Below are 24,898 nucleotides of genomic sequence, written 5' to 3'. Positions count from 1 at the left end.
AAGAATGCTTAAGCTGGAGTTTACCATGCACAAATTTACTAAAGCGCTGGCGGCCATCGGCCTGGCTGCCGTTATGTCACAATCCGCTATCGCTGAAAATTTAAAGCTCGGTTTTCTGGTTAAACAGCCTGAAGAACCGTGGTTCCAGACCGAATGGAAATTTGCTGATAAAGCCGGAAAAGATTTGGGATTTGAGGTAATTAAAATCGCCGTACCTGACGGTGAGAAAACGCTGAACGCCATTGATAGCCTGGCGGCCAGCGGTGCGAAAGGTTTCGTTATCTGTACGCCGGATCCAAAACTGGGGTCAGCGATTGCCGCGAAAGCGCGCGGTTACGACATGAAAGTGATTGCGGTGGACGATCAGTTCGTGAATGCCAAAGGCAAACCGATGGATACCGTTCCGCTGGTAATGATGGCGGCCACTAAAATCGGTGAGCGTCAGGGCCAGGAGCTCTATAAAGAGATGCAAAAACGCGGCTGGGATGTCAAAGAGACCGCCGTGATGGCCATTACCGCTGACGAGCTGGACACCGCCCGTCGTCGTACCACCGGGTCCATGGACGCCCTGAAAGCGGCTGGCTTCCCGGAAAAACAGATCTACAAAGTCCCGACCAAATCCAACGATATTCCGGGCGCCTTTGATGCGGCGAACTCCATGCTCGTCCAGCATCCGGAAGTGAAGCACTGGCTGGTGGTGGGGATGAACGACAACACCGTACTGGGCGGCGTGCGTGCAACGGAAGGCCAGGGCTTTAAAGCACCGGACGTGATCGGGATCGGCATTAACGGCGTTGACGCCGTGAGCGAACTGTCTAAAGCGCAGGCGACCGGCTTCTATGGCTCACTGCTGCCAAGCCCGGATGTCCACGGCTATAAATCCAGCGAAATGCTCTACAACTGGGTGACCAAAGGGGCTGAACCGCCGAAATTCACTGAAGTGACCGATGTGGTGCTGATTACCCGCGATAACTTCAAAGAGGAGCTGGCGAAAAAAGGACTGGGCGGTAAGTAATACGCTGTGATTGCGCCCCTCCCTCACCGTGAGGGGCCAGACGTACACACTACAGGAATCACGGAGTCGTTATGCAACAGTCTGATCCGTATCTCTCTTTCCGCGGCATCGGTAAAACGTTCCCCGGTGTAAACGCGCTGACCGATATCAGCTTCGACTGCTATGCCGGCCAGGTTCACGCCCTGATGGGGGAGAATGGCGCGGGAAAATCCACGCTGCTAAAAATTCTCAGCGGCAACTACACGCCCACCACCGGCACGCTGGCTATTCGCGGCGAAGAGGTGGCCTTTGCCGACACCACGGCAGCGTTAAATGCGGGCGTCGCCATCATCTATCAGGAGCTGCATCTCATTCCTGAAATGACCGTGGCGGAGAACATCTATCTGGGCCAGCTTCCGCATAAAAGCGGCGTGGTCAACCGCTCGCTGCTCAATTATGAAGCGGGCTTGCAGCTCAAGCACCTTGGGCTGGATGTCGATCCGCAAACGCCCCTTAAGTATCTCTCCATCGGCCAGTGGCAGATGGTGGAAATTGCCAAAGCGCTGGCGCGTAACGCCAAAATTATCGCCTTCGATGAGCCAACCAGCTCGCTCTCGGCGCGTGAAATAGAAAATCTCTTTCGCGTGATCCGCGAGCTGCGCAAAGAGGGCCGCATCATTCTGTACGTTTCTCACCGTATGGAAGAGATTTTTGCCTTAAGCGATGCCATCACCGTGTTTAAAGATGGACGCTACGTGCGCACCTTCACCGATATGCAGCAGGTTAATCACGATCAGCTGGTGCAGGCGATGGTCGGACGCGATCTGGGTGACATTTACCACTGGAAACCGCGCGAGTATGGCCCGGAGCGTCTGCGTCTGGATAACGTCAAAGCCCCAGGCGTGCGCACGCCCATTTCACTCTCGGTGCGCAGCGGCGAAATCGTCGGGCTGTTTGGCCTTGTGGGGGCAGGGCGCAGCGAGCTGATGAAAGGGCTGTTTGGCGGGACGCGCATAACCCAGGGCCAGGTTTTCGTCGACGGGAAAAAGGTCGATATTCAGAAGCCTGCGCAGGCGATTAACGCGGGGATTATGCTCTGCCCGGAGGATCGAAAGGCAGAGGGCATTATTCCGGTGCACTCGGTGCGCGACAACATCAACATCTCTGCCCGGCGCAAGTTCATCCGCGCGGGATGTCTGATTAACGACGGCTGGGAGGCGAGCAACGCGGATCACCATATCCGTTCGCTGAACATTAAAACCCCCGGCGCTGAACAGCTGATCATGAACCTGTCCGGCGGTAACCAGCAAAAAGCCATTCTGGGGCGCTGGCTATCGGAAGATATGAAGGTCATTTTGCTGGATGAACCAACGCGCGGTATTGACGTGGGGGCGAAACACGAAATCTATAACGTCATCTATGAACTGGCAAAACGTGGTGTGGCGGTCCTGTTCGCCTCCAGCGATCTGCCCGAGGTGCTGGGCGTCGCCGACCGCATTGTAGTGATGCGTGAAGGCGAAATTGCCGGTGAATTGCTGCATGAACAGGCGAATGAACAACAGGCGTTGAGTCTCGCCATGCCTAAAGTTAGCCAGGCTGTCGCCTGAGTAAGGAGTCAATGATGTCCTCTGTTACTACATCCGGAGCGCCGAAGTCGGCTTTCAGTTTTGGCCGCATCTGGGACCAGTACGGCATGCTGGTGGTCTTTGCTGCCCTCTTCGTCGCCTGCGCGATTTTTGTGCCGAACTTCGCCACGTTCATCAATATGAAGGGGCTGGGGCTGGCTATCTCCATGTCCGGCATGGTGGCCTGCGGAATGCTGTTCTGCCTGGCCTCCGGTGATTTTGACCTGTCGGTCGCCTCGGTGATTGCCTGTGCAGGCGTCACCACTGCCGTGGTGATCAACATGACCGAAAGCCTGTGGATCGGCGTGCTGGCCGGGCTGCTGCTCGGCGTGTTGAGCGGCCTGGTGAACGGGTTTGTCATTGCGCGCCTGAAGATTAACGCCCTGATTACGACGCTGGCGACCATGCAAATCGTGCGCGGTCTGGCCTATATCATCTCCGACGGCAAAGCGGTCGGGATCGAAGACGAGCGTTTCTTCACTCTGGGCTATGCCAACTGGCTGGGGCTGCCTGCGCCAATCTGGCTGACGGTAGGCTGTTTGATCCTGTTCGGTTTCCTGCTCAACCGCACCACCTTTGGCCGAAATACCCTGGCGATTGGCGGCAATGAAGAGGCGGCGCGTCTGGCGGGTGTCCCGGTCGTACGGACCAAGATCATTATCTTCGTGCTTTCCGGGCTGGTATCGGCGGCGGCGGGGATTATTCTGGCGTCGCGCATGACCAGCGGCCAGCCTATGACCTCCATTGGTTATGAGCTGATCGTCATCTCAGCCTGCGTTTTGGGGGGCGTTTCCCTCAAGGGCGGCATCGGAAAAATCTCATATGTGGTGGCGGGGATCCTGATTCTGGGGACCGTAGAGAACGCCATGAACCTGCTCAATATTTCTCCGTTCTCTCAGTACGTCGTACGCGGCCTGATCCTGCTGGCAGCGGTGATCTTCGACCGTTACAAGCAAAAAGCGAAGCGTACCGTCTGATTTATTTTTAGTCACTAACCTGCTCAACTATTAACCATAGTTGACCCCCTGACCGGCCCGCCAGTTTTGTTGACGGGCCGGTTGCTAAATGGCGAGCACCGTCACACTGTCTATACTTACATGGCTGTTTTGTTCACTGTAAGGAGGATTAGGGTGGCTGACTTGTTAACCGCTCCGCCTGTACTGCCCGGAAAATTTGCTTTCTTTTTTGACCTCGACGGGACGCTCGCCGGGATTGAACCGCATCCGGATGACGTTGTTGTACCGGACACGGTGTTAGAGAATTTGCAGCAGCTCTCCCGACAGAACGAGGGGGCACTGGCATTGATTTCAGGGCGCTCAATGGCCGAGCTGGACGTGCTCGCCAGTCCTTATCACTTTCCGCTGGCCGGTGTGCACGGAGCGGAGCGCCGCGATATCCATGATCAACTGCATATACTTTCACTCCCCGACACGCTGATTCAGGCGCTGCATGCGCAACTCTCTTCGGCTCTGGAAATGCTTCCCGGTACGGAACTGGAAGCCAAAGGCATGGCTTTTGCGCTGCACTACCGTCAGGCGCCCCATCATGAGGCGGCGATATTTTCGATAGCAAGAAGCGTGGCCGAAGCCCATCCGGAGCTGGCGTTACAGCCGGGTAAATGTGTGGTCGAGATTAAACCGGCAGGAATTAACAAAGGCGCTGCCATTGCAGCGTTTATGGCGGAAGCGCCGTTCAAAGGGCGTACGCCAGTCTTTTTTGGGGATGACCTGACCGACGAGGCCGGGTTCAGGGTGGTAAACCAGGCCCAGGGCATGTCTGTCAAGGTTGGATCTGGTGAAACCATTGCCGGATGGCGGCTGGAAAATGTCGCCAGCGTCTGGCAGTGGATATCTGACGTCGCTAACCAGCAACAACAACAAATAGCGCAAAACAACGGGAGAAATCATTATGGGTCGCTTAGTCGTCGTCTCTAATCGCATCGCACCGCCGGATGATAAAAAAGCCAGTGCCGGTGGCCTGGCGGTCGGGGTATTAGGTGCCCTCAAAGCCGCGGGTGGTCTCTGGTTTGGCTGGAGCGGGGAAATCAGTAATGAAGAAAAACCGCTAAAAAAGGTGTCACGGGGCAATATCACGTGGGCCTCCTTCGCCCTTAGCGAGAAGGACTATGATGAATATTATTCCGAGTTCTCAAACGCCGTGCTGTGGCCAGCGTTTCACTATCGTCTGGATCTGGTGAAATTCCAGCGTGAATCCTATGAAGGCTACATGCGCGTCAACGCGCTGCTGGCAGATAAACTACTGCCGCTGATCGAAGAAGACGATATTTTATGGATCCACGATTATCATCTGCTGCCCTTCGCCAGGGAGTTGCGGAAACGGGGTGTGAATAACCGAATCGGTTTCTTCCTGCATATTCCGTTCCCGACCCCGGAGATCTTTACGGCGCTGCCGCAGCACGAGGAGATCCTGGAGGCGCTGTCAGATTACGACCTGCTCGGTTTCCAGACGGAAAATGACAGGCTGGCCTTCCTCGACAGCGTGTCGGGCAAAACCCGGCTGGTCACTCACGGCGGTAAATCTCATACTGCGTGGGGACGAAATTTCCATACCGAAGTCTACCCAATCGGTATTGAGCCAGACGAAATTGCCGAGCAGGCCTCCGGTCCGCTGCCGCCGAAGCTTGCCCAGCTCAAGGACGAACTCAAGCACGTTAAGAATATCTTTTCGGTTGAACGACTGGATTATTCCAAAGGGTTGCCGGAGCGATTCCTCGCCTATGAAACCCTGCTGGATAAATTCCCGCAGCATCATGGCAAGATCCGCTACACCCAGATAGCGCCGACCTCGCGCGGTGAGGTTCAGGCCTACCAGGATATTCGTCACCAGCTTGAGACCGAAGCAGGGCGCATCAACGGGCGCTATGGCCAGCTCGGCTGGACTCCACTTTTCTATCTGAATCAGCATTTTGAGCGCAAAATCCTGATGAAAGTGTTCCGCTATGCGGACGTCGGGCTGGTCACGCCGCTGCGCGACGGGATGAATCTGGTGGCAAAAGAGTATGTCGCAGCACAAGATCCTGCTGACCCGGGCGTGCTGGTGCTGTCCCAATTTGCCGGTGCGGCAAACGAGTTAACCTCAGCGCTGATTGTGAACCCTTACGATCGCGATGACGTGGCAAATGCCCTGAATCGCGCGTTAACCATGCCGCTTGCGGAACGCATTTCACGTCATTCGGAAATGATGGAGACCATCGTCAAGAATGATATCAACCGCTGGCAGGCGCGTTTTATTGACGATTTACGCGCGATCCAGCCGCAAAGTCAGGAAGGTGATCTGCAAAAAAAGATCGCGACCTTCCCTAAACTCGCCTGATTTCCTTCGGGGGCATTAATTGCCCCCGAGAGGCACCAGCAGGACATCCACCTGGCTTGACGAAACGATGGATTTTGCCGAGCATGCCGCCCGGGAAAAAAAGCTCTGGTTATGATTTCCGCAAATGACCAAATCAATATTCTGTTTCCGACAAATGTCGAGAATATGTTCACTTAATTCCCCGGTGGCAATCACCGTCTGATGGACAGGATAGTTTGCCCGCTCAACCAGCTCGCGCAGAAATTGCTGCGTTTCTTCCTGAAGAACCTCACGAATATCTTCCAGCATAGGCGCTGCCAGTTGGTTATACATTTCGGGTTCAGCTGCCAGGGTGATCAGACTTATGCGGGCGTTGTTCGGGCGGGCAATGGAAACGGCACGGGCGACGAGTTGATGACTTTCTGGGGAAACCGCAACAGAAACAAGAAGATGGGAGTAACTCATCACACACTCCTTTTATGTCAGAATGACACGTTTCTCAAGCTTTACCGCGAATCTGCCGCTTCTGCAAGAGGTACATGCGACAATAGTGTGAACCTTATCATAATTATTCATTAATTATTCTTATAAGAAGAATAACGAAATGGCGGCGCTAAATGAAAGTAATTAACAACTTAACGTAAATCACACATTTAGCCTTCCGTGCTGTTAAATCGCGTTAACCGATCGTCAACGCAAGCGTGATGCTGACCCCTGGAAGCTCCTGTCTCGAATTGAAAGCTTAACCTGCTGTTTTTACTTAATTAACTCTGGCTGTTCCCTGACGTTCGCGCCCGTTCAGACGCGGAAGGGCAGCGCTTCTCCGACATAGCAATTTTCATACCCGATCCACTCATCCCTCTGCATGAGTATTCGTTCCACAAGAATATAACCAAGCTTTGGTTGCTCAATAAATAGTCAAATTACAAGTCATGCTGATGGATTTATGGGTTACATTCGCGTAAATTATGTGACGAAGATCACATTTTTTTTAAATTCCAGGGGGGGCTGCATTGTATGTGTCAAAACTGACGAGTAGAGTTTGCGTCGAATTAGGAAAAATCTTAGTTATTTGTAAGAAAAGATAAAATGTGTAACCGACATTTTGGCCATGTTAACCGGTCACGCGCTTTACGACGTACAAACCTAAATTCAACTATGCATTTGGCCTTTTCTTTTTATACCGGGTGATTTCCCGGCGACATCACGGGGTGCGGTCTTTCCGCATAAAAATAATAGTTGGTTATTCGGGATGGGAAAAATGCATACATCCGAGTTGCTAAAACATATTTATGACATCAATTTGTCGTATTTATTGCTCGCGCAGCGTTTGATTAGTCAGGACAAACCGTCAGCGATGTTTCGTCTGGGTGTTAACGAAGAGATGGCAACCATGCTGGGTGGATTAACCCTCCCGCAAATGGTCAAGCTGGCTGAAACCAATCAACTTGTCTGCCAGTTCCGTTTTGATAACCCGCAGACCATTACGCGTCTGACTCAGGAATCCCGCGTGGACGATCTGCAACAAATCCACACCGGTATTCTTCTCTCCACCCGCCTGCTCAACGAAATCAGCCAGCCTGATGACGTAGCCCGGAAGAAAAGGGCTTAACAATGAGCGAAAAAAGCATTGTTCAGGAAGCCCGTGATATCCAGCTGGCAATGGAACTCATCACGCTGGGCGCGCGTTTACAAATGCTGGAAAGCGAGACGCAGTTGAGCCGTGGTCGTCTGATCAAGCTGTACAAAGAACTGCGTGGTAGCCCGCCGCCAAAAGGCATGCTGCCGTTTTCCACTGACTGGTTCATGACCTGGGAGCAGAACATTCATGCTTCCATGTTCTGTAACGCCTGGCAGTACCTGCTTAAAACGGGTTTATGCAGCGGCGTTGATGCCGTGATCAAAGCCTACAAACTTTACCTTGAGCAATGCCCGCAGCAGGAAGAGGGACCTCTGCTGGCGCTGACCCGCGCCTGGACGCTGGTGCGTTTTGTTGAAAGCGGCATGCTTGAATTGTCGCGCTGCAACTGCTGTGACGGCAATTTTATTACCCACGCGCATCAGCCTGCGGGCAGCTTCGCCTGTAGTTTGTGCCAGCCTCCATCCCGAGCCGTAAAAAGACGTAAACTTTCCCGGGATGCTGCCGATATTATTCCACAACTGCTGGATGAACAGATCGAACACGCTGTTTAACCCGAACCTGTGGGCAAGATTCCAGCAGCGGTAAGCGATTACCGCTGCTTTTTTTTACCCTGCGTTCAGGTCTCGCGCTCGAAATGAACGTCCTGCCATAGTCACTAGCGGAAGGATGATGTCGTGCTTATCTTATTAGGTTACCTGGTAGTTCTCGGTACAGTTTTCGGCGGTTACATGATGACCGGCGGGCACCTTGGAGCACTCTATCAACCGGCTGAACTTGTTATCATCGGCGGTGCAGGGGTAGGGGCTTTTATCGTTGGTAACAACGGTAAATCGATCAAGGGCACGCTGAAGGCGATTCCGCTGCTGTTTCGTCGCTCGAAATACACCAAAAGCATGTATATGGATCTGCTGGCGCTGCTCTATCGCCTGATGGCGAAGTCACGTCAGCAGGGGATGTTCTCGCTGGAGCGGGACATCGAAAACCCGAAAGAGAGCGAAATTTTCGCCAGCTACCCGCGTATTCTGGCCGACGCGATGATGCTCGATTTTATCGTCGATTACCTGCGCCTGATCATCAGCGGCAACATGAACACCTTCGAAATTGAAGCCCTGATGGACGAAGAGATTGAAACCCATGAGAGCGAATCCGAAGTGCCGGCCAACAGCCTGGCGCTGGTGGGCGACTCGCTTCCGGCGTTCGGCATCGTGGCGGCGGTAATGGGCGTGGTACATGCCCTGGCCTCGGCGGATCGCCCGGCGGCTGAACTGGGCGCGCTGATTGCCCACGCGATGGTGGGGACGTTCCTCGGTATTTTACTGGCCTACGGCTTTATCTCCCCGCTGGCGAGCGTGCTGCGCCAGAAGAGCGCCGAAACCACCAAAATGATGCAGTGCGTGAAAATTACGCTGCTCTCAAACCTCAACGGTTATGCCCCGCCGATCGCCGTCGAATTTGGTCGTAAGACGCTCTACTCCAGCGAACGTCCGTCGTTTATCGAACTGGAAGAGCACGTGCGCGCGGTGAAAAACCCCAACCAACAGACGACAACTGAGGACGCATGAAAAACCAGTCCCATCCGATCGTCATCGTAAAAAAGCGCAAGCATAAGGCGCACGGGCACGGTTCTCACGGCTCCTGGAAGATCGCGTACGCCGACTTTATGACCGCCATGATGGCGTTCTTCCTGGTGATGTGGCTGATCTCCATCTCCAGCCCGAAAGAGCTTATCCAGATTGCGGAATATTTCAGGACGCCGCTGGCGACGGCGGTCACCGGCGGGCCGCGCATTTCGAACAGCGACAGCCCGATCCCCGGCGGCGGTGACGATTACACCCAGCAGCAGGGCGAAGTGAAAAAACAGCCTAACATTGACGAGCTGAAAAAACGGATGGAGCAGGCGCGCCTGAAAAAACTGCGCGGTGACCTGGATCAGCTGATTGAAGCGGACCCCAAGCTGCGTGCGCTGCGTCCGCATCTGAAAATTGACCTGGTACAGGAAGGGCTGCGTATTCAGATCATCGACAGTCAGAACCGGCCGATGTTTAAAACCGGCAGCGCCGATGTCGAGCCCTACATGCGCGATATTCTGCGTGCGATTGCACCGGTACTGAACGGTATTCCTAACCGCATTAGCCTGTCCGGACACACGGATGATTTCCCGTACGCCACGGGAGAGAAAGGATACAGCAACTGGGAGCTTTCTGCCGATCGCGCCAACGCCTCGCGTCGCGAGCTGGTGGCGGGTGGGCTTGATGATGGCAAGGTCCTGCGCGTGGTCGGCATGGCTGCAACCATGCGCCTTACCGACCGCGGACCGGATGACGCCATCAACCGTCGTATCAGTCTTTTAGTGCTGAACCAGCAGGCGGAGCAGGCCATCCTGCATGAAAACGCCGAAAGTCAGAATGAGTCACTGGACGATTTAAAACAGCCTGGGGCCGTCCCTTCGGCTGCCGTTCCAACATCGCCACCAGCCAATCCGAGGTGATAGCGTGAGCATGGATATTACCGATTTTTACCAGACATTTTTTGATGAAGCCGACGAATTGTTGGCCGATATGGAGCAACATTTGCTGGATCTGGTGCCCGAGGCGCCGGACTCAGAACAGCTCAATGCCATCTTCCGTGCGGCGCATTCCATTAAAGGCGGAGCCGGAACGTTTGGATTTACCATTTTGCAGGAAACCACCCATTTAATGGAAAACCTGCTGGATGAAGCACGACGCGGTGAGATGCAGCTCAATACCGACATTATCAACCTGTTTTTGGAAACGAAAGATATTATGCAGGAACAGCTCGACGCCTATAAAAGTTCGGCAGAGCCTGATGCCGCCAGCTTTGAATACATCTGCAACGCGCTGCGTCAGTTAGCGCTGGAAGCCAAAGGTGAGGCGTCTGCGCCCGCTGTCCCTGCGGCAAAACTGAGCGTTGTTGACGCCGTGGCCGAACCCGCTACGGCGCCTGACGCGCCCGCAGGAAAACTGCGCGTGGTGCTGTCACGTCTGAAGGAGAACGAGGTCAACCTGCTGGAAGAGGAGCTGGAGAACCTGGCGACGCTCAGCAACGTGGTGAAGGGCAAAGACAGCCTGGCCGCGACGCTTGACGGCGGGATCGGTCAGGATGACATCGTGGCAGTGCTCTGCTTCGTCATTGAAGCGGATCAGATTGCGTTTGAAACCGAGGCGGCGGCCGTTGAAGCGCCAGCTCCGGCAGAGAATACCCCTGCGGTAGTTGCCGCTGCCCCGGCACTGAAAGCCGTGCCAAAAGAGACGGCTGCCCCGGCCCGCGGTGAAAAACCGGCGGCGCGTTCCAGCGAGTCCACGAGCATTCGCGTGGCGGTGGAGAAAGTGGATCAGCTAATCAACCTGGTGGGTGAACTGGTGATCACCCAGTCGATGCTGGCCCAGCGTTCCAACGAGCTGGACCCGGTGACTCACGGCGATCTCATCACCAGCATGGGCCAGTTACAACGTAACGCCCGCGATTTGCAGGAATCGGTGATGTCCATCCGCATGATGCCGATGGAATATGTCTTCAGCCGCTTCCCGCGCCTGGTGCGCGACCTGGCCGGCAAGCTCAACAAACAGATCGAACTCACGCTGATGGGCAGCTCCACCGAGCTGGACAAGAGCCTGATCGAACGCATTATCGACCCGTTAACGCACCTGGTGCGTAACAGCCTCGACCACGGCATCGAGCTGCCGGAAAATCGCGTGGCAGCCGGAAAATCGCCCGTGGGCAACCTGATCCTGTCAGCGGAACATCAGGGCGGCAACATCTGCATCGAAGTGACCGATGACGGCGCGGGCCTGAACCGCGAGCGCATTCTGGCGAAGGCGATCTCGCAGGGAATGGCGGTCAACGAAAACATGACGGACGAAGAAGTGGGCATGCTGATTTTTGCCCCGGGCTTCTCAACCGCAGAGCAGGTCACCGACGTTTCCGGCCGTGGCGTGGGCATGGACGTGGTGAAACGTAACATTCAGGAGATGGGCGGTCACGTTGAGATCCAGTCTAAGCAGGGTGCAGGCACCACGATTCGTATCCTGCTGCCGCTGACGCTGGCCATTCTTGACGGCATGTCCGTTAAAGTGGCGGACGAAGTCTTTATTCTGCCGCTGAACGCGGTGATGGAGTCCCTCCAGCCGCGTGAAGAAGATCTGCATCCGCTGGCGGGCGGGGAGCGCGTGCTCGAAGTACGCGGCGAGTATCTGCCGCTGGTGGAACTGTGGAAAGTGTTCGAAGTGGACGGGGCAAAAACCGAGGCCACGCAGGGTATCGTTGTGATCCTGCAAAGCGCCGGACGCCGCTACGCGCTGCTGGTTGATCAGCTGATTGGTCAGCATCAGGTGGTGGTTAAGAACCTGGAAAGCAACTACCGCAAAGTGCCGGGGATCTCTGCTGCCACCATCCTGGGTGATGGTAGCGTCGCGCTGATCGTCGATGTATCGGCACTTCAGGGATTAAATCGTGAACAACGTGTGGCGAACACAGCCGCCTGATTAAGTAAAAGGTAATAACATGACCGGTATGAGTAACGTAACGAAACTGGCGGGCGAGCCATCGGGGCAGGAATTCCTGGTTTTCACTTTAGGTGATGAAGAGTACGGTATCGACATCCTGAAAGTGCAGGAAATTCGTGGTTACGACCAGGTAACGCGCATTGCGAACACGCCAGCGTTTATCAAGGGTGTGACCAACCTGCGCGGTGTGATTGTGCCTATCGTGGACCTGCGCGTGAAATTCAGCCAGGGCGATGTGGAGTACAACGATAACACGGTGGTGATCGTCCTGAATCTGGGGCAGCGCGTGGTGGGGATCGTGGTGGATGGCGTGTCTGATGTACTGTCGCTGACCGCAGATCAAATCCGTCCTGCGCCGGAGTTTGCGGTCACGCTGTCGACGGAATACCTGACGGGGTTGGGTGCGCTCGGCGAGCGTATGCTAATTCTGGTGAATATTGAGAAGCTGCTGAACAGTGAAGAGATGGCGCTGCTGGATATTGCGGCGAATCATGTAGCATAAAATGAAGCCGGGTAAGCGTCAGCGCCACCCGGCTCTTTTGTATCCTTACGCCTCCTGCTCCACCAGCTCTGCCTCCGCTTCCCGCGCCCCTTCATTCTGCGACAGCATCGCCGTCGCAATCCCGTTCCCCAGCACGTTAATGGCGGACCGACCCATATCCAGGAAATGATCAATCCCCATCAGCAGCAGGATCCCGGCCACCGGGATATTAAAGCTCGGAATGGTTGCCGCCAACACCACCAGCGACGAGCGCGGTACACCCGCAATGCCTTTCGAGGCCAGCATCAGCGTTAACATCAGCACCGTCACCTCGGTGAAACTCAGGTGAATGTTGTACGCCTGGGCGATAAACATTGAGGCGAACGAGCAGTACACCATGGAGCCGACCAGGTTAAACGAGTAGCCGATCGGCAGGACGAAAGAGGCGATATTCCGTGAACAGCCGAAGCGCGCTAACTGCTCCAGCGTTTTCGGGTATGCCGCTTCAGAGCTGCTGGTGGTAAACGCGACCAGCACCGGATCTTTCAGCATCGCCACCAGACGAAAAATCTCTTTTTTCAGCACCATGTAACCTACCGCCAGCAATACCAGACAGGTCAGAAGGATCGCCACATAGTAACCGCCAATAAACGAGGCATAGTTCAGCAAAATGCCCAGCCCCTGGGTGGCAATGACGGACGAAATTGCGGCAAAAATGGCCAGCGGCGCAACGTACATCACGTAGCCCGTCACCTTCAGCATAATGTGGGAGACCACATCCAGCGCCGCGACCAGCGGGGCGTTGAATTTTTGGCCCAGTGACGCGCCGCCAATGCCGAAGAACATCGAGAAGACCACAATTTGCAGGATCTCATTGTTCGCCATCGCGCCGGCAATGCTGGTTGGAATGGTGTGTGACAGGAAGGCTTTCAGCGACATCCCACTAACGGCCAGGCCGGTATCAACTGTCTCTGTGGGTATGCTCAGGTTCAGACCGCTGCCGGGTTGTTCAAGGGTAACAATAAACAGCCCCACCAGAATGGAAAGCACGGATGAGCTGATAAACCACACCATCGCTTTACCCCCGACGCGCCCAATCGTCGACGTTTCACCCAGCTTCATAATGCCCACCGTCAGGGTGCTGAACACCAGCGGGGCAATCACCATCTTAATCAGCCGCAGGAAAATATCGGTCAGTAGCGTAATGTTCTCCGACCAGGCCTGTATCGCGTCGGACGAAGCATACTCATGGATCGCCGCACCTGAAAGAATACCCGCCAGCATGAAAATCACGATGAAGAGCGTGAGTTTGTTTGCACTTGCCACAAAAAATCCTCTATGCGCTAAAAGAGTTTCCTGCGTCGATGCATACAAAATTTTTATTTAAGCGCAGGAAAATATTCGAGGCATAAATTGAAGTAAAGCTGCGTGAGTTACAACTTGTTTTTAATTTTTATGAAATTCGTTGTTTTTATCATAACGATATATTGTGATGCAGATCACATTACACGCGATATATCCTCAGATTAAGCAAGAATAATGCCCGTTTTATTTTGCTAACTCTTTGTAATGTTTGTTAATAGTCTGTTAATTGGGGGCGGGTGTCTCACCTTCATTGAAAGTGGTTGAAGCGTGAACCATAAACTAAATTCTCAGTAACCGCGCCGGGGAATGTTTAAGCGGGGCTAACATACTGAACAGTATGAATAAAATATGGCAAGCGGACCATTATTTCTTCTGGAGGGTGGTAAATGAAAAGAAAACTTCTTTTTATCTGCGCGGGTACACTGCTGACGGCGGCGACTGTCGGTCAGGCGCTGGCAGTCACCAGTAGCGGTACTATCGGGGCGACGCTGACGTTGACGAACGGTTGTTTGATCAACGGCTCGCCAACGCAAAACGGCATTAACTTCGGGACACTCGATTTCGGGACCCATCCTGCGACATTCTCCACCCTGACAACCCAGTTAACCGGGGCCAGCGGCGGAAATACCTTTACCATTCAATGTACCACTGCCAGTTACACGGTGGCGATCACCGGCAACACCAACGCGACCGCACCCGGAACCGTTGTCGGCACCCCCGGCACACCCGCCCGATATCTGGTGAACACCGCCAATGCGGCACAGGGCGTGGCATACAGCCTCTATAGCGACAGCGGGTACAACAACGTGATTGCTAACAACGCCGCGTTGCCCGTAGCTTCCACAGCGGGCGGGGTGAACAGCTATACCCTCTACGGGCGCATAACAGGCGGCGGCAATAGCGTAACGGTTGTACCGGGAACCTATACCGACACGATTAACGTCAGCGTCACCTACTGATTCAGCCATGAAGGCATTGTGTTTATGTCTGCGCGAAAGCGCAGAGGGCGTCGTGCACCCTTTTTTGGCCCTGATCGTCGGGCTGATGATGATCTGCGACGCCAGGGCGGTGACATCCCAGTCCTTCAGGGTGAGCGCGACGGTAGTACCAGGATGCTCGGTGAGTACCGGCACGGGCGGGCGCTTTGGGACGCTGGATTTTGGAACCCGCAATGGCGTGGACAACACGCCGGTCAGCACCAGCTTTGTCGCCGACGGCGCGTTGTCCATCGCCTGCACACCGGGTGTGGCGCTAAGTATGAGCATTAACGGCGGTCAGAATTATAGCTCTGTGAGGCGGATGACGCGTTCAGGCGGGACAGAGGTGGTCGGTTACCGGCTCTACAGCAGCAGCTCACTGGCCGCGAACAGTGAAATTGGCGTTAACCAGGCCATACCGATTACCTATACCAACAGCAATAACATCGCGTTGCCTCTTTTTGGCGTCGCGCTCCTGACGGGGTTTAGCCTGCCGGGAACATATTCAGATCAACTCACCGTGACCTTGTCATGGTAGGAAAGGGAGAACATCGATGAAGCCATTTTTCAGGCGATCAGGCCTGGTGGGTCTGTTGGGGGCAACGGCTCTGGCAGCGGGCCAGGCGCAGGCAGCGGCAACCATTCTTTTGTGGCCCATCGATCCGTGGCTTTCGGCAGAGGCCAGAGCAACTGAATTGTGGATCCAGAATCAGGGCAACAGCGCCACGACAATGCAGATACGCATTGTGCGCTGGAAACAGGAGGGCGGATATGAGCGTTACACCGCCCAGCAGGATGTGGTCGCCAGCCCGCCGATCGTGACTATCGCTAAAGGCAGTAAACAGCTTATTCGCCTGATCAAGCAGGGGACGATCCCGTCGGGGGTTGAGCAGGCCTACCGCATTATTGTGGATGAAATTCCCCAGCCGGATGCCAAAGCGGAACCGTCCATGGGCCTCAAACTGCAAATGCGCTATTCGATTCCTTTATTTGTTTATGGGCAGGGGATCCCCACCCTCAACGAAGGGGCACACCACGCGCTGGCGAACACCCAACAGCTGAGCTGGCGGGTCGTTCAGGAGGGGGGGAAACCCGCGCTTCAGGTCCGTAATCAGGGGGATGTTCACGTCCGGCTCAGCCAGGTTGCGGTTGAGCAGGGCGGGCAAAAACGCACGGTTGCCGAGGGGCTGCTGGGTTATGTGCTGCCAGGCAGCACCCGAAGCTGGCCGCTTCCGGCAGGGATTTATCAGCCGAACCGGATGAGCGCGCAAATTAATGCCAGGGATACGCAATGGCAATCGACGCCCGTCAACTGAAACCGGCGATGATGATCCTGCTTTGCGTCAGTACCAGCGCCTTTGCCGAAACCGGTGACGACAGTTTACCGCCGCCGCCGGATGCACGGACGATGAACGGCGAAGCAGTATTCCAGCTCGCCCTGGTGCTGAACCACTATGACACGGGTCTGGTGGTGCCGGTGACGCAGCGCGAGGGTGCCTGGTTTATTTCGGGCGCGGATTTGCTCCGCGCCGGGCTGCCGCCCGCGCATGTGCCTGCCGGAGAGGTGAATCTCTCGACGCTTACGTCGGTACGCGCAGAGTACGACAGCACGGCCCAGCGTCTGTTGCTGACGGTCCCCCGGGACTGGGTCGCCGCGCGGATCACGCCGTTCAGCGAACAGAACACGCATAGCAAGCCGCACTATGGCCGCGGCGCGTTGCTCAATTACGACGTTTATACCAACCATTCCGAGCACACGGGCGGCCAGGCGTCGGTCTGGCACGAGTTCCGCTATTTCAATGAGGATTATTCGTTTTCATCGACGGGTTACGCCCGGCAGAATTTCACCGGTAACAGCGGGCAGCAGGAAGGGTACGTGCGCTACGACTCAACGTTTCTGATCACCAACGAGGAAGATGCCACCACCTGGACCGTCGGGGACGTCATCAGCGATGCGCTGAGCTGGAGCACCAGCGTGCGCATGGGCGGGATCAGCTACGGGCGCGACTTCTCCCTGCGTCCTGATCTGGTGACCTGGCCGCTGCCGGCGTTTTCCGGCGAGGCGGCTGTCCCGACCTCGGTCGATCTCTTTATTAATGGCTACCGTTCCGGCTCCACCCGCCTTCAGCCGGGGCCGTTCACTCTCACCAATCTGCCGTATATCAACGGTGCCGGGGATGCGGTGCTGGTTACCACTGATGCGCTGGGTCGTCAGGTGAGTACCACGCTGCCGTTTTATGTCAGCAGCGATCTGCTTAAGCAGGGGTTAAGCGACGGCGCCGTGACGCTGGGCAGCCTGCGGCGTAACTACGGTATTGAGAATTTTGACTATGGCCCGGCGGCGGGCAGCGGATCGTATCGCTACGGGGTGACCGACTGGCTGACGCTGGAGGGGCATGCGGAAGGGGCGGAGTCGCTGGCGCTCGGCGGAGCGGGCACGGTGCTGAAGCTCGGGCGTTTTGGCGTGGTAAATACCTCGTGGACCCAAAGCCGCATGCGCGGCGATAGCGGCGGCCAGATAAACTGGGGCTATCAGTACAACACCAGCGAGTTTAGCGTAGCGACCCAGCATACCCGGCGCGACCGTGGCTTCGGCAACCTCGCCCTGTACGATCAGCCCACCGTTTATGATGAAAATGATAACCCCGTTGCCAGCCTGAGCCGCAATACCGACCAGTATTCCTTAACCTTCAACCTCGGCGGTTACGGCAATATCGGCGCGGCGTGGATCGGGGTTGAAAGTTTTGACAGCAAAAAAACTGAGCTGCTCAACCTCTCCTGGAGCCGTAATTTGTGGGGCTCAAGCAGTATTTATCTGGCTGCCAGCCGTGACCAGCAGCGGGGCGACTGGACGGTTGCGCTGTCGTTGCAGGTTCCCCTCGGCGAACGTGACAGCGCCGCCGTCACCTTTGAAAACACCCCTGACGCAGGCAGCACTCAACGCATTAACTACAACCACTCGATGCCTTCAGACGGCGGCTTTAGCTGGAACATGGCCTGGGCCAACCAGTCGCGGTCGAGTAACTATCAGCAGGCTACGCTCGGCTGGCGGAATAACAACGTGGAGCTACAGGGCGGCGGCTACGGTGAGAAGGGCATGATGACCTGGTGGGGCGAGGCGATGGGTTCTGTTGTGCTGATGGACGGTGAGCTGTTTGCGGCGAACAAAATCAACGATGCGTTTGTGGTGATCAGCACCGACGGACATCCGGACGTACCCGTCAGCTACGAAAACCAGCCGGTTGGTAAAACCAATAACAAAGGTTATCTGTTGGTCAGCGGCGTTTCCGCCTATTACCCGGCAAGCTACCGCATTGATACCCTGAACTTACCTGCGGATACCCGGCTGAAAGAGACCGAGCGTCGGGTAGCGATTCGTCGGCATAACGGTTATCTGGTGGATTTCCCGATGGAGCAGGAGCGGGTTGCCAGCGTCATTCTGCACGATGCGCAGGGCAATGCGATCCCGGTGGGAAGCCAGGTCAGACGCGCATCCCGCAGCAGCGCGGTTGTCGGCTATGACGGCCTCGCCTGGCTGGAAAACCTCAACGATGTGAATCCGCTTGAGGTCATCACCCCGGAGGGTAAACGCTGTACGGCAACGCTGACCGTTGGCGCAAACCCTGAGCATAAGCTGCAAACCTACGGTCCGCTGACCTGTCGGGAGGCGCCGTGAGACGCCTGTTAATCGCGCTTCTGCTGCTGTGCTCCGGCGGCAGCTGGGCGGCCTGTACCGTCAGTACGGTGAATGCCTCGTTTGGCAGCGTCACCTCGTTCGCACTCAGCGGCACCGGGGAAGTGGAAACGACGGGCACGCTGGTGGTGACCTGCGATACCGTTCTCAACCTGTTAACCAACGACTCGGTGACGCTGAATTACACTTCGGCATCCGTCTTTGCGAATAGCCGGGCGACCATGAAGCGTACGGACAACGCGGCTATTACCGATGTCATTCCTACGCGCCTGTGCGGGGCGTCCGGCTGCGGCGGAAACAGTGAAATACAAATCAGCAAAGCCTATACCTGGAGCGGAAACACGCTGCTCGGGCTGCTGGGTTCAAGGCGCTACAACATTCCCCTTTATTTCCGGACCGTAATGGGGCAGAACGTCACCGCCGGGCCGTATCAGGTGTTGTTAACGTTCAGCATTAACTACAACGTGTGCGCCGTTGGCGCGGTCGGAGCGTGCCTGACCCCGCAAACCGGCACGGCAACCACCTCGATCCTCCTCAACATGACCGTCACCAACGATTGCAGCACCATGACCACGCCGGACGTGAATTTTAACAGCGCGCCGCTGGTGCAAAATTTTCCCACCGTTTCACAGTCGGTTGCCGTCACCTGTACCAAAGGCAGCACCTACACCATAGGCATTAATAATGGGGCAAATGCCCTGAACAACGTGCGTCGTATGGTCAGCGGCAGCAACTTCATGAGTTACGACATCTACAAAGAGGCGACCAGCAACCGCTGGGGTAGCAGCGGCAGCGAGCGCTGGGCCAGCGCCAGCTCATCGCAGGTCAGTACGGACGGGCTTTTACGTACCTACAACTACACCGCCAAAGTTCTGACCAGCCAGGCCACGCCGCCTGCCGGAACCTACACCGACACGCTGATTGTCGACGTCGCATTCTGACTCCCGCGCTTTTCCCTTTCGCAAATGTAAAGTTCCTGTGGCCTGTGCCGATAACACCGTTAATAAATCTATGAGAAGGTGTTGTATGTTGAACCGTATCCGCGTTGTCACAATGCTTATGATGGTGCTGGTCATTTTCGCACTTCTTCAGCTTACTTCTGGCGGCCTCTTTTTCTCGTCGTTAAAACAGAACCAGGACAGCTTCGCGGCCTCGAACGATTTGCGAATGCAGCAAAGCGAACTGACCACGACCTGGGATCTGATGTTGCAGACGCGTATCAACCTGAGCCGCTCGTCTGCCCGCATGATGATGGACCCAAATAACCAGCAGAGCAGCGCAAAAACGGAACTGCTGAAGAATGCGCGCGCCACGCTGGCAGACGCGGCGAAACATTACGACGCCTTCAAAAAAATCGCCCCTCAGCCGGCAATGGCGCAGGCGAGCGCGAACATAGATGAAAAATATCAGGCCTACTTCGCCGGCCTCACGGAGCTGGTGCAGTTCCTGGAGAAGGGCAATATGGACGCCTATTTCGCGCAGCCGACCCAGGGAATGCAGAACGCCCTCGGCGCGGCGCTCGGCGAGTACGCTAAAGCCAGCGGCGAGCTTTATCACTCCGCGTTCACGCAAAGCCAGAACGACTACCGTTTCGCTAAATGGCAGATGGCGGTTCTCGCCCTCGCGCTGGTCATCGTACTGGTGGCCGTGTGGTACGGCATTCGTCATATCCTTCTTAACCCGCTTGGCCGCGTCATTGCCCATATCCGTGATATTGGCCGGGGCGATCTCACGAAAACGCTGACTGTTTCTGGGCGCAATGAGATCACCGAGCTGGCAACTAGCGTCGACCATATGCAGCGTTCGCTGATTGATACCGTCGCCAACGTGCGCGAGGGGGCGGATGCCATCTATACCGGCACGAGTGAAATCGCGATGGGCAACAACGATCTTTCGTCCCGTACCGAACAGCAGGCGTCCGCTCTGGAAGAGACGGCGGCCAGCATGGAGCAGCTCACCGCGACCGTGAAGCAGAATGCCGACAACGCCCGTCAGGCGTCGCAGCTTGCAGAGAGCGCGTCCGACACCGCCCAGCGCGGCGGTCGGGTGGTCGACGGCGTGGTGAAAACCATGCATGACATTGCCGACAGCTCGAAGAAAATCGCCGACATCATCAGCGTAATCGACGGTATCGCCTTCCAGACCAATATCCTGGCGCTGAACGCGGCCGTTGAAGCGGCACGTGCGGGCGAGCAGGGGCGCGGGTTTGCCGTGGTCGCCGGCGAAGTGCGTAACCTCGCCAGCCGCAGCGCCAATGCGGCGAAAGAGATCAAAGCCCTGATTGAAGACTCTGTTTCACGCGTGGATACCGGCTCGGTGCTGGTGGAAAGTGCGGGTGAAACCATGAATGACATCGTGAATGCCGTGACGCGCGTGACGGACATCATGGGTGAAATCGCCTCTGCATCGGATGAGCAGAGTCGTGGTATTGACCAGGTCGCCCTGGCGGTATCGGAAATGGATCGTGTGACGCAGCAAAACGCCGCCCTGGTGCAGGAGTCCGCTGCCGCGGCCGCTGCGCTGGAGGACCAGGCGAGCCGCCTGAAAATGGCCGTCTCGGCGTTCCGTCTTACTTCAAAAACAACAAATACGGTCAGCTCGCGGTCGGTGTACGGCGAAGCAGCCCCGGCGCCCGTGACAGCACGTACGCGCGCAGCGGTGACCGGACAAGATGAAAACTGGGAAACATTTTGACTGACAATTAAACCGCGGCTGCTTGCCGCTTGATGGGAGCGTGGATGTTAAATCGTATTCGTATCTCGACCACACTGTTTTTGATTCTGATCCTGTGTGGGGTTTTGCAGGTTGGCAGTAACGGGTTGTCTTTCTGGGCGTTTCGCGATGGCTATCAGAATTTGCAGGAAGTTGAGACGAGTAATCAGCAGCGCTCCGCACTGGCACAAACGCGTGCCGTGCTGTTGCAGGCAAGCACTGCGCTGAACAAAGCAGGGACGTTAACCGCGCTGAGCTATCCGCCGGAGGATATTAAGGCGCTGATGGTTGTGGCCCGCAGCAGCCTGAAGCAGGCCGACGCGCAGTTTAAGGCTTTTACGGCGCAGGAGGCGGTCAGTGAGAAAGAGAAAGCGCTCAAAGTCGCCATGAAAAAGACCTTTGATGTGTGGTACGGCGATCTCGACCATCAGGCGACGTGGCTGGAGAACAACCAGCTTTCTGACTTCCTGACCGCGCCGGTGCAGGCGTCTCAGGCGGCGTTTGACGACAGCTTTAACGCATGGCAGCAGGATATTAACCAGTTTGTGGCGCGTGCCGGTGCGGACAGCCGTACCAGTTACCGCATGTCAGGGGTGATATTCCTGACTATGGTAATCCTGGCGGCCCTGCTGACCGGCGGCTCGCTGTGGTGGTCGCGCAAAATGATCGTCCAGCCGCTGGCCATCGTCAGCAGTCACTTCGACAGTATTGCGAAGGGCGACCTGGCGCGTCCGGTGGCCGTGTATGGCAGGAATGAAATATCAGCGATTTTCGCCAGCCTGAAGGCGATGCAGAGTTCGCTGCGGGAAACGGTAAGCAACGTTCGCCAGGGCAGTTACGCCATGCATACCGGGATCTCCGAGATTGCGGCAGGCAATAACGACCTCTCTTCCCGCACTGAACAGCAGGCGGCATCGCTGGCGCAGACGGCGGCCAGCATGGAGCAGCTGACCGCGACGGTAAGCCAGAACGCCGATAACGCGCGTCAGGCGTCCGACTTGTCAAAACAGGCAGCGATGACGGCGAAACGTGGGGGCGATCAGGCTTCTCATGTTGCCAGCACGATGCAGGAGATTGCCGCCAGCTCGCAGAAAATTGGCGACATTATCAGCGTTATCGACGGGATCGCGTTCCAGACCAATATTCTGGCGCTGAACGCGGCGGTGGAAGCGGCGCGTGCCGGCGAGCAGGGGCGCGGGTTCGCGGTGGTTGCCGGTGAAGTCCGAAACCTCGCCAGCCGCAGCGCCAATGCGGCGAAAGAGATCAAAGGGCTGATAGAAGAGTCGGTCTCCCGCGTTCAGCAGGGCTCCGCGCTGGTGGATACCGCCGCGCAGACCATGCACGAGATAGTCACCTCCGTGACGCGGGTTAACGACATTATGGGCGAGATTGCCTCGGCGTCTGATGAACAACGCCGTGGTATTGAGCAGGTGGCGCAGGCCGTTACACAGATGGATCAGGTTACACAGCAGAACGCCTCACTGGTGGAAGAGGCGGCGGCTGCGACCGATCAGCTGGCAAACCAGGCGGATCACCTTACCGGGTTAGTCGCCGTATTTAATGTGAAAGAGCACGTTGAAGCAGTAACAGAAGTCGGACGGTCACAGGCCGTGCCCGTTGTATCCTGAATGTGATTGAGAAGGCGCTATGACATCACCCATGCCCTCAGGGCAAACGTCATTATTGTTGCAGATGACACAGCGCCTCGCGCTGTCCGACGCGCATTTTCGTCGGATATGTCAGTTAATCTACCAGCGTGCGGGGATCGTGCTTGCGGACCATAAGCGAGACATGGTCTACAACCGGCTGGTGCGGCGCTTGCGCACGCTGGGGCTGGACGATTTTGGCCGCTATCTGAGCATGCTCGAAGCGAACCAGAACAGCGCCGAATGGCAGGCATTTATCAACTCATTAACCACCAACCTGACCGCGTTTTTCCGCGAGGCGCATCACTTCCCGGTGCTGGCGGAACACGCCCGCCGCCGTGGCGGAGAGTATCGCGTCTGGAGCGCGGCGGCCTCTACCGGGGAAGAGCCGTACTCGCTGGCCATCACCCTGGCGGACACCCTGGGCATGGCGCCGGGTCGCTGGAAAGTGTACGCCAGCGACATCGACACGGAAGTGCTGGAAAAAGCCCGTAACGGCGTTTATCGCCAGGATGAGCTGAAAACGCTGTCTCCCCAGCAGCTACAGCGTTACTTCATGCGCGGTACCGGCCCGCATGAAGGACTGGTGCGCGTACGCCAGGAGCTGGCGAACTGCGTGGAATTTGCCCCCGTTAATTTACTGGATAAGCAGTACAACGTGCCGGGGCCATTCGACGCCATTTTTTGTCGTAACGTGATGATCTATTTTGATAAAACGACGCAGCAGGACATTTTGCGTCGCTTTGTTCCGTTGCTCAAGCCTGACGGTTTACTGTTTGCCGGGCACTCGGAAAACTTCAGCAACCTCGTGCGTGAGTTTAGCCTGCGTGGGCAAACGGTATATGCGCTGAGTAAGGAAAAAGCATGAGTAAAATCAGGGTATTGTCTGTCGATGATTCGGCGCTGATGCGTCAGATCATGACCGAAATCATCAATAGCCACAGCGATATGGAGATGGTGGCGACAGCGCCCGATCCGCTGGTCGCGCGGGATTTGATCAAAAAATATAACCCCGACGTGCTGACGCTGGATGTTGAAATGCCGCGCATGGATGGCATCGATTTTCTGGAAAAATTAATGCGCCTGCGCCCGATGCCGGTGGTGATGGTGTCATCTCTGACCGGTAAGGGTTCAGAAATCACCCTGCGCGCGCTGGAGCTGGGGGCGGTGGATTTTGTCACCAAGCCGCAGCTCGGCATTCGCGAGGGGATGCTGGCGTACAGCGAGATGATCGCCGAGAAGATCCGCACCGCGTCCCGGGCGAAGCTTGCCGCGCATAAACCGACGGCAGCCCCGGCAACCCTGAAGGCGGGGCCGTTACTCAGCTCGGAAAAGTTGCTGGTGATTGGCGCGTCAACCGGAGGAACAGAGGCAATTCGCCATGTACTCCAGCCATTGCCGCTCTCAAGCCCGGGTATTCTGATTACGCAACATATGCCGCCGGGCTTTACCCGCTCGTTCGCGGAGCGCCTGAATAAGCTGTGCCAGATCAGCGTGAAAGAGGCGGAAGACGGCGAGCGCATGCTGCCGGGTCACGCCTATATCGCCCCGGGTGACAAGCACATGGAGCTGGCGCGCAGCGGGGCGAACTATCAAATCAAAATTCATGACGGGCCGCCGGTTAACCGGCACCGTCCGTCGGTGGATGTGCTGTTTCATTCGGTGGCGAAACATGCGGGGCGCAACGCCGTTGGGGTGATCCTGACGGGGATGGGTAACGACGGCGCCGCCGGAATGCTTGCGATGCACCAGGCTGGCGCCTGGACGATTGCGCAGAATGAAGCAAGTTGTGTGGTGTTCGGCATGCCGCGCGAGGCCATCAATATGGGTGGCGTAAGCGAAGTGGTCGATCTTAGCCAGGTAAGCCAGCAGATGCTGGCGAAAATCAGTGCCGGACAGGCAATACGTATTTGACTCAGGAGTATTA

22 protein-coding genes are annotated in these 24,898 nt (G+C 56.3%); 20 read left to right on the top strand and 2 right to left on the bottom strand.

All coding sequences use genetic code 11. The annotated features are described in order from the left end of the window. The first annotated feature begins 25 nt into the window (after nt 1–25). From araF to otsA, 5 genes are all read left to right on the top strand, one after another. Nucleotides 26–1,015, top strand: a complete 990-nt coding sequence (gene araF / locus SK47_RS13295) for an arabinose ABC transporter substrate-binding protein AraF (protein WP_003859687.1) — start codon at nt 26–28, stop codon at nt 1,013–1,015. Between the two features lie 71 nt (nt 1,016–1,086). Then, nucleotides 1,087–2,601 (top strand): L-arabinose ABC transporter ATP-binding protein AraG, encoded by a 1,515-nt coding sequence (araG, locus tag SK47_RS13290; protein ID WP_003859688.1) that lies wholly within the window; start codon nt 1,087–1,089, stop codon nt 2,599–2,601. Between the two features lie 14 nt (nt 2,602–2,615). Then, nucleotides 2,616–3,596 (top strand): arabinose ABC transporter permease AraH, encoded by a 981-nt coding sequence (araH, locus tag SK47_RS13285; protein WP_003859689.1) that lies wholly within the window; start codon nt 2,616–2,618, stop codon nt 3,594–3,596. A gap of 153 nt (nt 3,597–3,749) precedes the next feature. Continuing rightward, nucleotides 3,750–4,553: a trehalose-phosphatase gene (otsB, locus tag SK47_RS13280; RefSeq protein ID WP_048244464.1), complete on the top strand. Its 804-nt coding sequence runs from the start codon at nt 3,750–3,752 to the stop codon at nt 4,551–4,553. After that, a complete protein-coding gene (otsA, locus tag SK47_RS13275; RefSeq protein WP_003859691.1) occupies nt 4,528–5,952 on the top strand; it encodes an alpha,alpha-trehalose-phosphate synthase in 1,425 nt (474 codons plus the stop codon). Before otsB ends, otsA begins: the two co-directional genes overlap by 26 nt. Nucleotides 5,953–5,967: 15 nt before the next feature. On the opposite strand, the gene uspC is transcribed toward otsA, so the two are convergent. After that, complete coding sequence (uspC, locus tag SK47_RS13270) at nt 5,968–6,396, bottom strand: universal stress protein UspC (protein WP_003859692.1); 429 nt, start codon at nt 6,394–6,396, stop codon at nt 5,968–5,970. Nucleotides 6,397–7,192: 796 nt separating this feature from the next. Between uspC and flhD the strand changes: the two genes are divergently transcribed. From flhD to cheW, 6 genes are all read left to right on the top strand, one after another. Beyond that, nucleotides 7,193–7,543, top strand: coding sequence for a flagellar transcriptional regulator FlhD (gene flhD / locus SK47_RS13265; RefSeq protein WP_003859693.1), 351 nt, complete (start codon nt 7,193–7,195; stop codon nt 7,541–7,543). Nucleotides 7,544–7,545: 2 nt separating this feature from the next. Continuing rightward, the gene (gene flhC / locus SK47_RS13260) at nt 7,546–8,124 is read left to right on the top strand and encodes a flagellar transcriptional regulator FlhC (RefSeq protein ID WP_003859695.1); all 579 of its coding nucleotides are present in this window, start codon (nt 7,546–7,548) and stop codon (nt 8,122–8,124) included. Between the two features lie 123 nt (nt 8,125–8,247). Next, nucleotides 8,248–9,135 carry a flagellar motor stator protein MotA gene (motA, locus tag SK47_RS13255; RefSeq protein ID WP_003859696.1) on the top strand — a complete coding sequence of 296 codons (888 nt, stop codon included), beginning with the start codon at nt 8,248–8,250 and terminating at the stop codon, nt 9,133–9,135. Then, nucleotides 9,132–10,061, top strand: a complete 930-nt coding sequence (motB, locus tag SK47_RS13250; RefSeq protein WP_045337563.1) for a flagellar motor protein MotB — start codon at nt 9,132–9,134, stop codon at nt 10,059–10,061. Before motA ends, motB begins: the two co-directional genes overlap by 4 nt. 4 nt (nt 10,062–10,065) lie before the next feature. Then, nucleotides 10,066–12,075 (top strand): chemotaxis protein CheA, encoded by a 2,010-nt coding sequence (cheA, locus tag SK47_RS13245; RefSeq protein WP_048244462.1) that lies wholly within the window; start codon nt 10,066–10,068, stop codon nt 12,073–12,075. Between the two features lie 19 nt (nt 12,076–12,094). Then, nucleotides 12,095–12,598: a chemotaxis protein CheW gene (cheW, locus tag SK47_RS13240; RefSeq protein ID WP_003859699.1), complete on the top strand. Its 504-nt coding sequence runs from the start codon at nt 12,095–12,097 to the stop codon at nt 12,596–12,598. Between the two features lie 45 nt (nt 12,599–12,643). On the opposite strand, the gene SK47_RS13235 is transcribed toward cheW, so the two are convergent. Continuing rightward, nucleotides 12,644–13,903 carry a dicarboxylate/amino acid:cation symporter gene (locus tag SK47_RS13235; protein ID WP_003859700.1) on the bottom strand — a complete coding sequence of 420 codons (1,260 nt, stop codon included), beginning with the start codon at nt 13,901–13,903 and terminating at the stop codon, nt 12,644–12,646. 425 nt (nt 13,904–14,328) lie between these two features. Here SK47_RS13235 and SK47_RS13230 point away from each other — a divergent pair, with 425 nt between their 5' ends. The 9 genes from SK47_RS13230 to SK47_RS13190 all read left to right on the top strand — a co-directional run bounded on the left by SK47_RS13230 (nt 14,329) and on the right by SK47_RS13190 (nt 24,885). Then, nucleotides 14,329–14,901, top strand: coding sequence for a Csu type fimbrial protein (locus SK47_RS13230; RefSeq protein WP_003859701.1), 573 nt, complete (start codon nt 14,329–14,331; stop codon nt 14,899–14,901). A 7-nt stretch (nt 14,902–14,908) separates the two neighbouring features. Beyond that, nucleotides 14,909–15,457, top strand: a complete 549-nt coding sequence (locus tag SK47_RS13225) for a Csu type fimbrial protein (RefSeq protein ID WP_032609535.1) — start codon at nt 14,909–14,911, stop codon at nt 15,455–15,457. A 16-nt stretch (nt 15,458–15,473) separates the two neighbouring features. Further along, nucleotides 15,474–16,235: a fimbrial biogenesis chaperone gene (locus tag SK47_RS13220; protein WP_022651454.1), complete on the top strand. Its 762-nt coding sequence runs from the start codon at nt 15,474–15,476 to the stop codon at nt 16,233–16,235. Further along, nucleotides 16,211–18,595, top strand: a complete 2,385-nt coding sequence (locus tag SK47_RS13215; RefSeq protein WP_022651453.1) for a fimbria/pilus outer membrane usher protein — start codon at nt 16,211–16,213, stop codon at nt 18,593–18,595. Before SK47_RS13220 ends, SK47_RS13215 begins: the two co-directional genes overlap by 25 nt. Continuing rightward, entirely contained in the window at nt 18,592–19,554 is a 963-nt protein-coding gene (locus tag SK47_RS13210) for a Csu type fimbrial protein (RefSeq protein ID WP_022651452.1), read from the top strand. Before SK47_RS13215 ends, SK47_RS13210 begins: the two co-directional genes overlap by 4 nt. Before the next feature lie 85 nt (nt 19,555–19,639). After that, on the top strand, nt 19,640–21,307 hold the full coding sequence (tar, locus tag SK47_RS13205; RefSeq protein ID WP_023314355.1) for a methyl-accepting chemotaxis protein II: 1,668 nt from the start codon (nt 19,640–19,642) through the stop codon (nt 21,305–21,307). A 44-nt stretch (nt 21,308–21,351) separates the two neighbouring features. Next, nucleotides 21,352–22,953, top strand: a complete 1,602-nt coding sequence (tap, locus tag SK47_RS13200; RefSeq protein WP_022651450.1) for a methyl-accepting chemotaxis protein IV — start codon at nt 21,352–21,354, stop codon at nt 22,951–22,953. 19 nt (nt 22,954–22,972) lie between these two features. Next, nucleotides 22,973–23,839 carry a protein-glutamate O-methyltransferase CheR gene (gene cheR, locus SK47_RS13195; RefSeq protein ID WP_003859714.1) on the top strand — a complete coding sequence of 289 codons (867 nt, stop codon included), beginning with the start codon at nt 22,973–22,975 and terminating at the stop codon, nt 23,837–23,839. Beyond that, nucleotides 23,836–24,885: a protein-glutamate methylesterase/protein-glutamine glutaminase gene (locus SK47_RS13190; protein WP_048244460.1), complete on the top strand. Its 1,050-nt coding sequence runs from the start codon at nt 23,836–23,838 to the stop codon at nt 24,883–24,885. Before cheR ends, SK47_RS13190 begins: the two co-directional genes overlap by 4 nt. Nucleotides 24,886–24,898: the final 13 nt, after the last annotated feature.

Source organism: Enterobacter sp. BWH52 (assembly GCF_001037565.1).
GTDB lineage: Bacteria > Pseudomonadota > Gammaproteobacteria > Enterobacterales > Enterobacteriaceae > Enterobacter > Enterobacter hormaechei_C.
The sequence above is the reverse complement of the archived record's forward strand: the minus strand, read 5'-3'. Positions and strand labels throughout refer to the sequence as shown.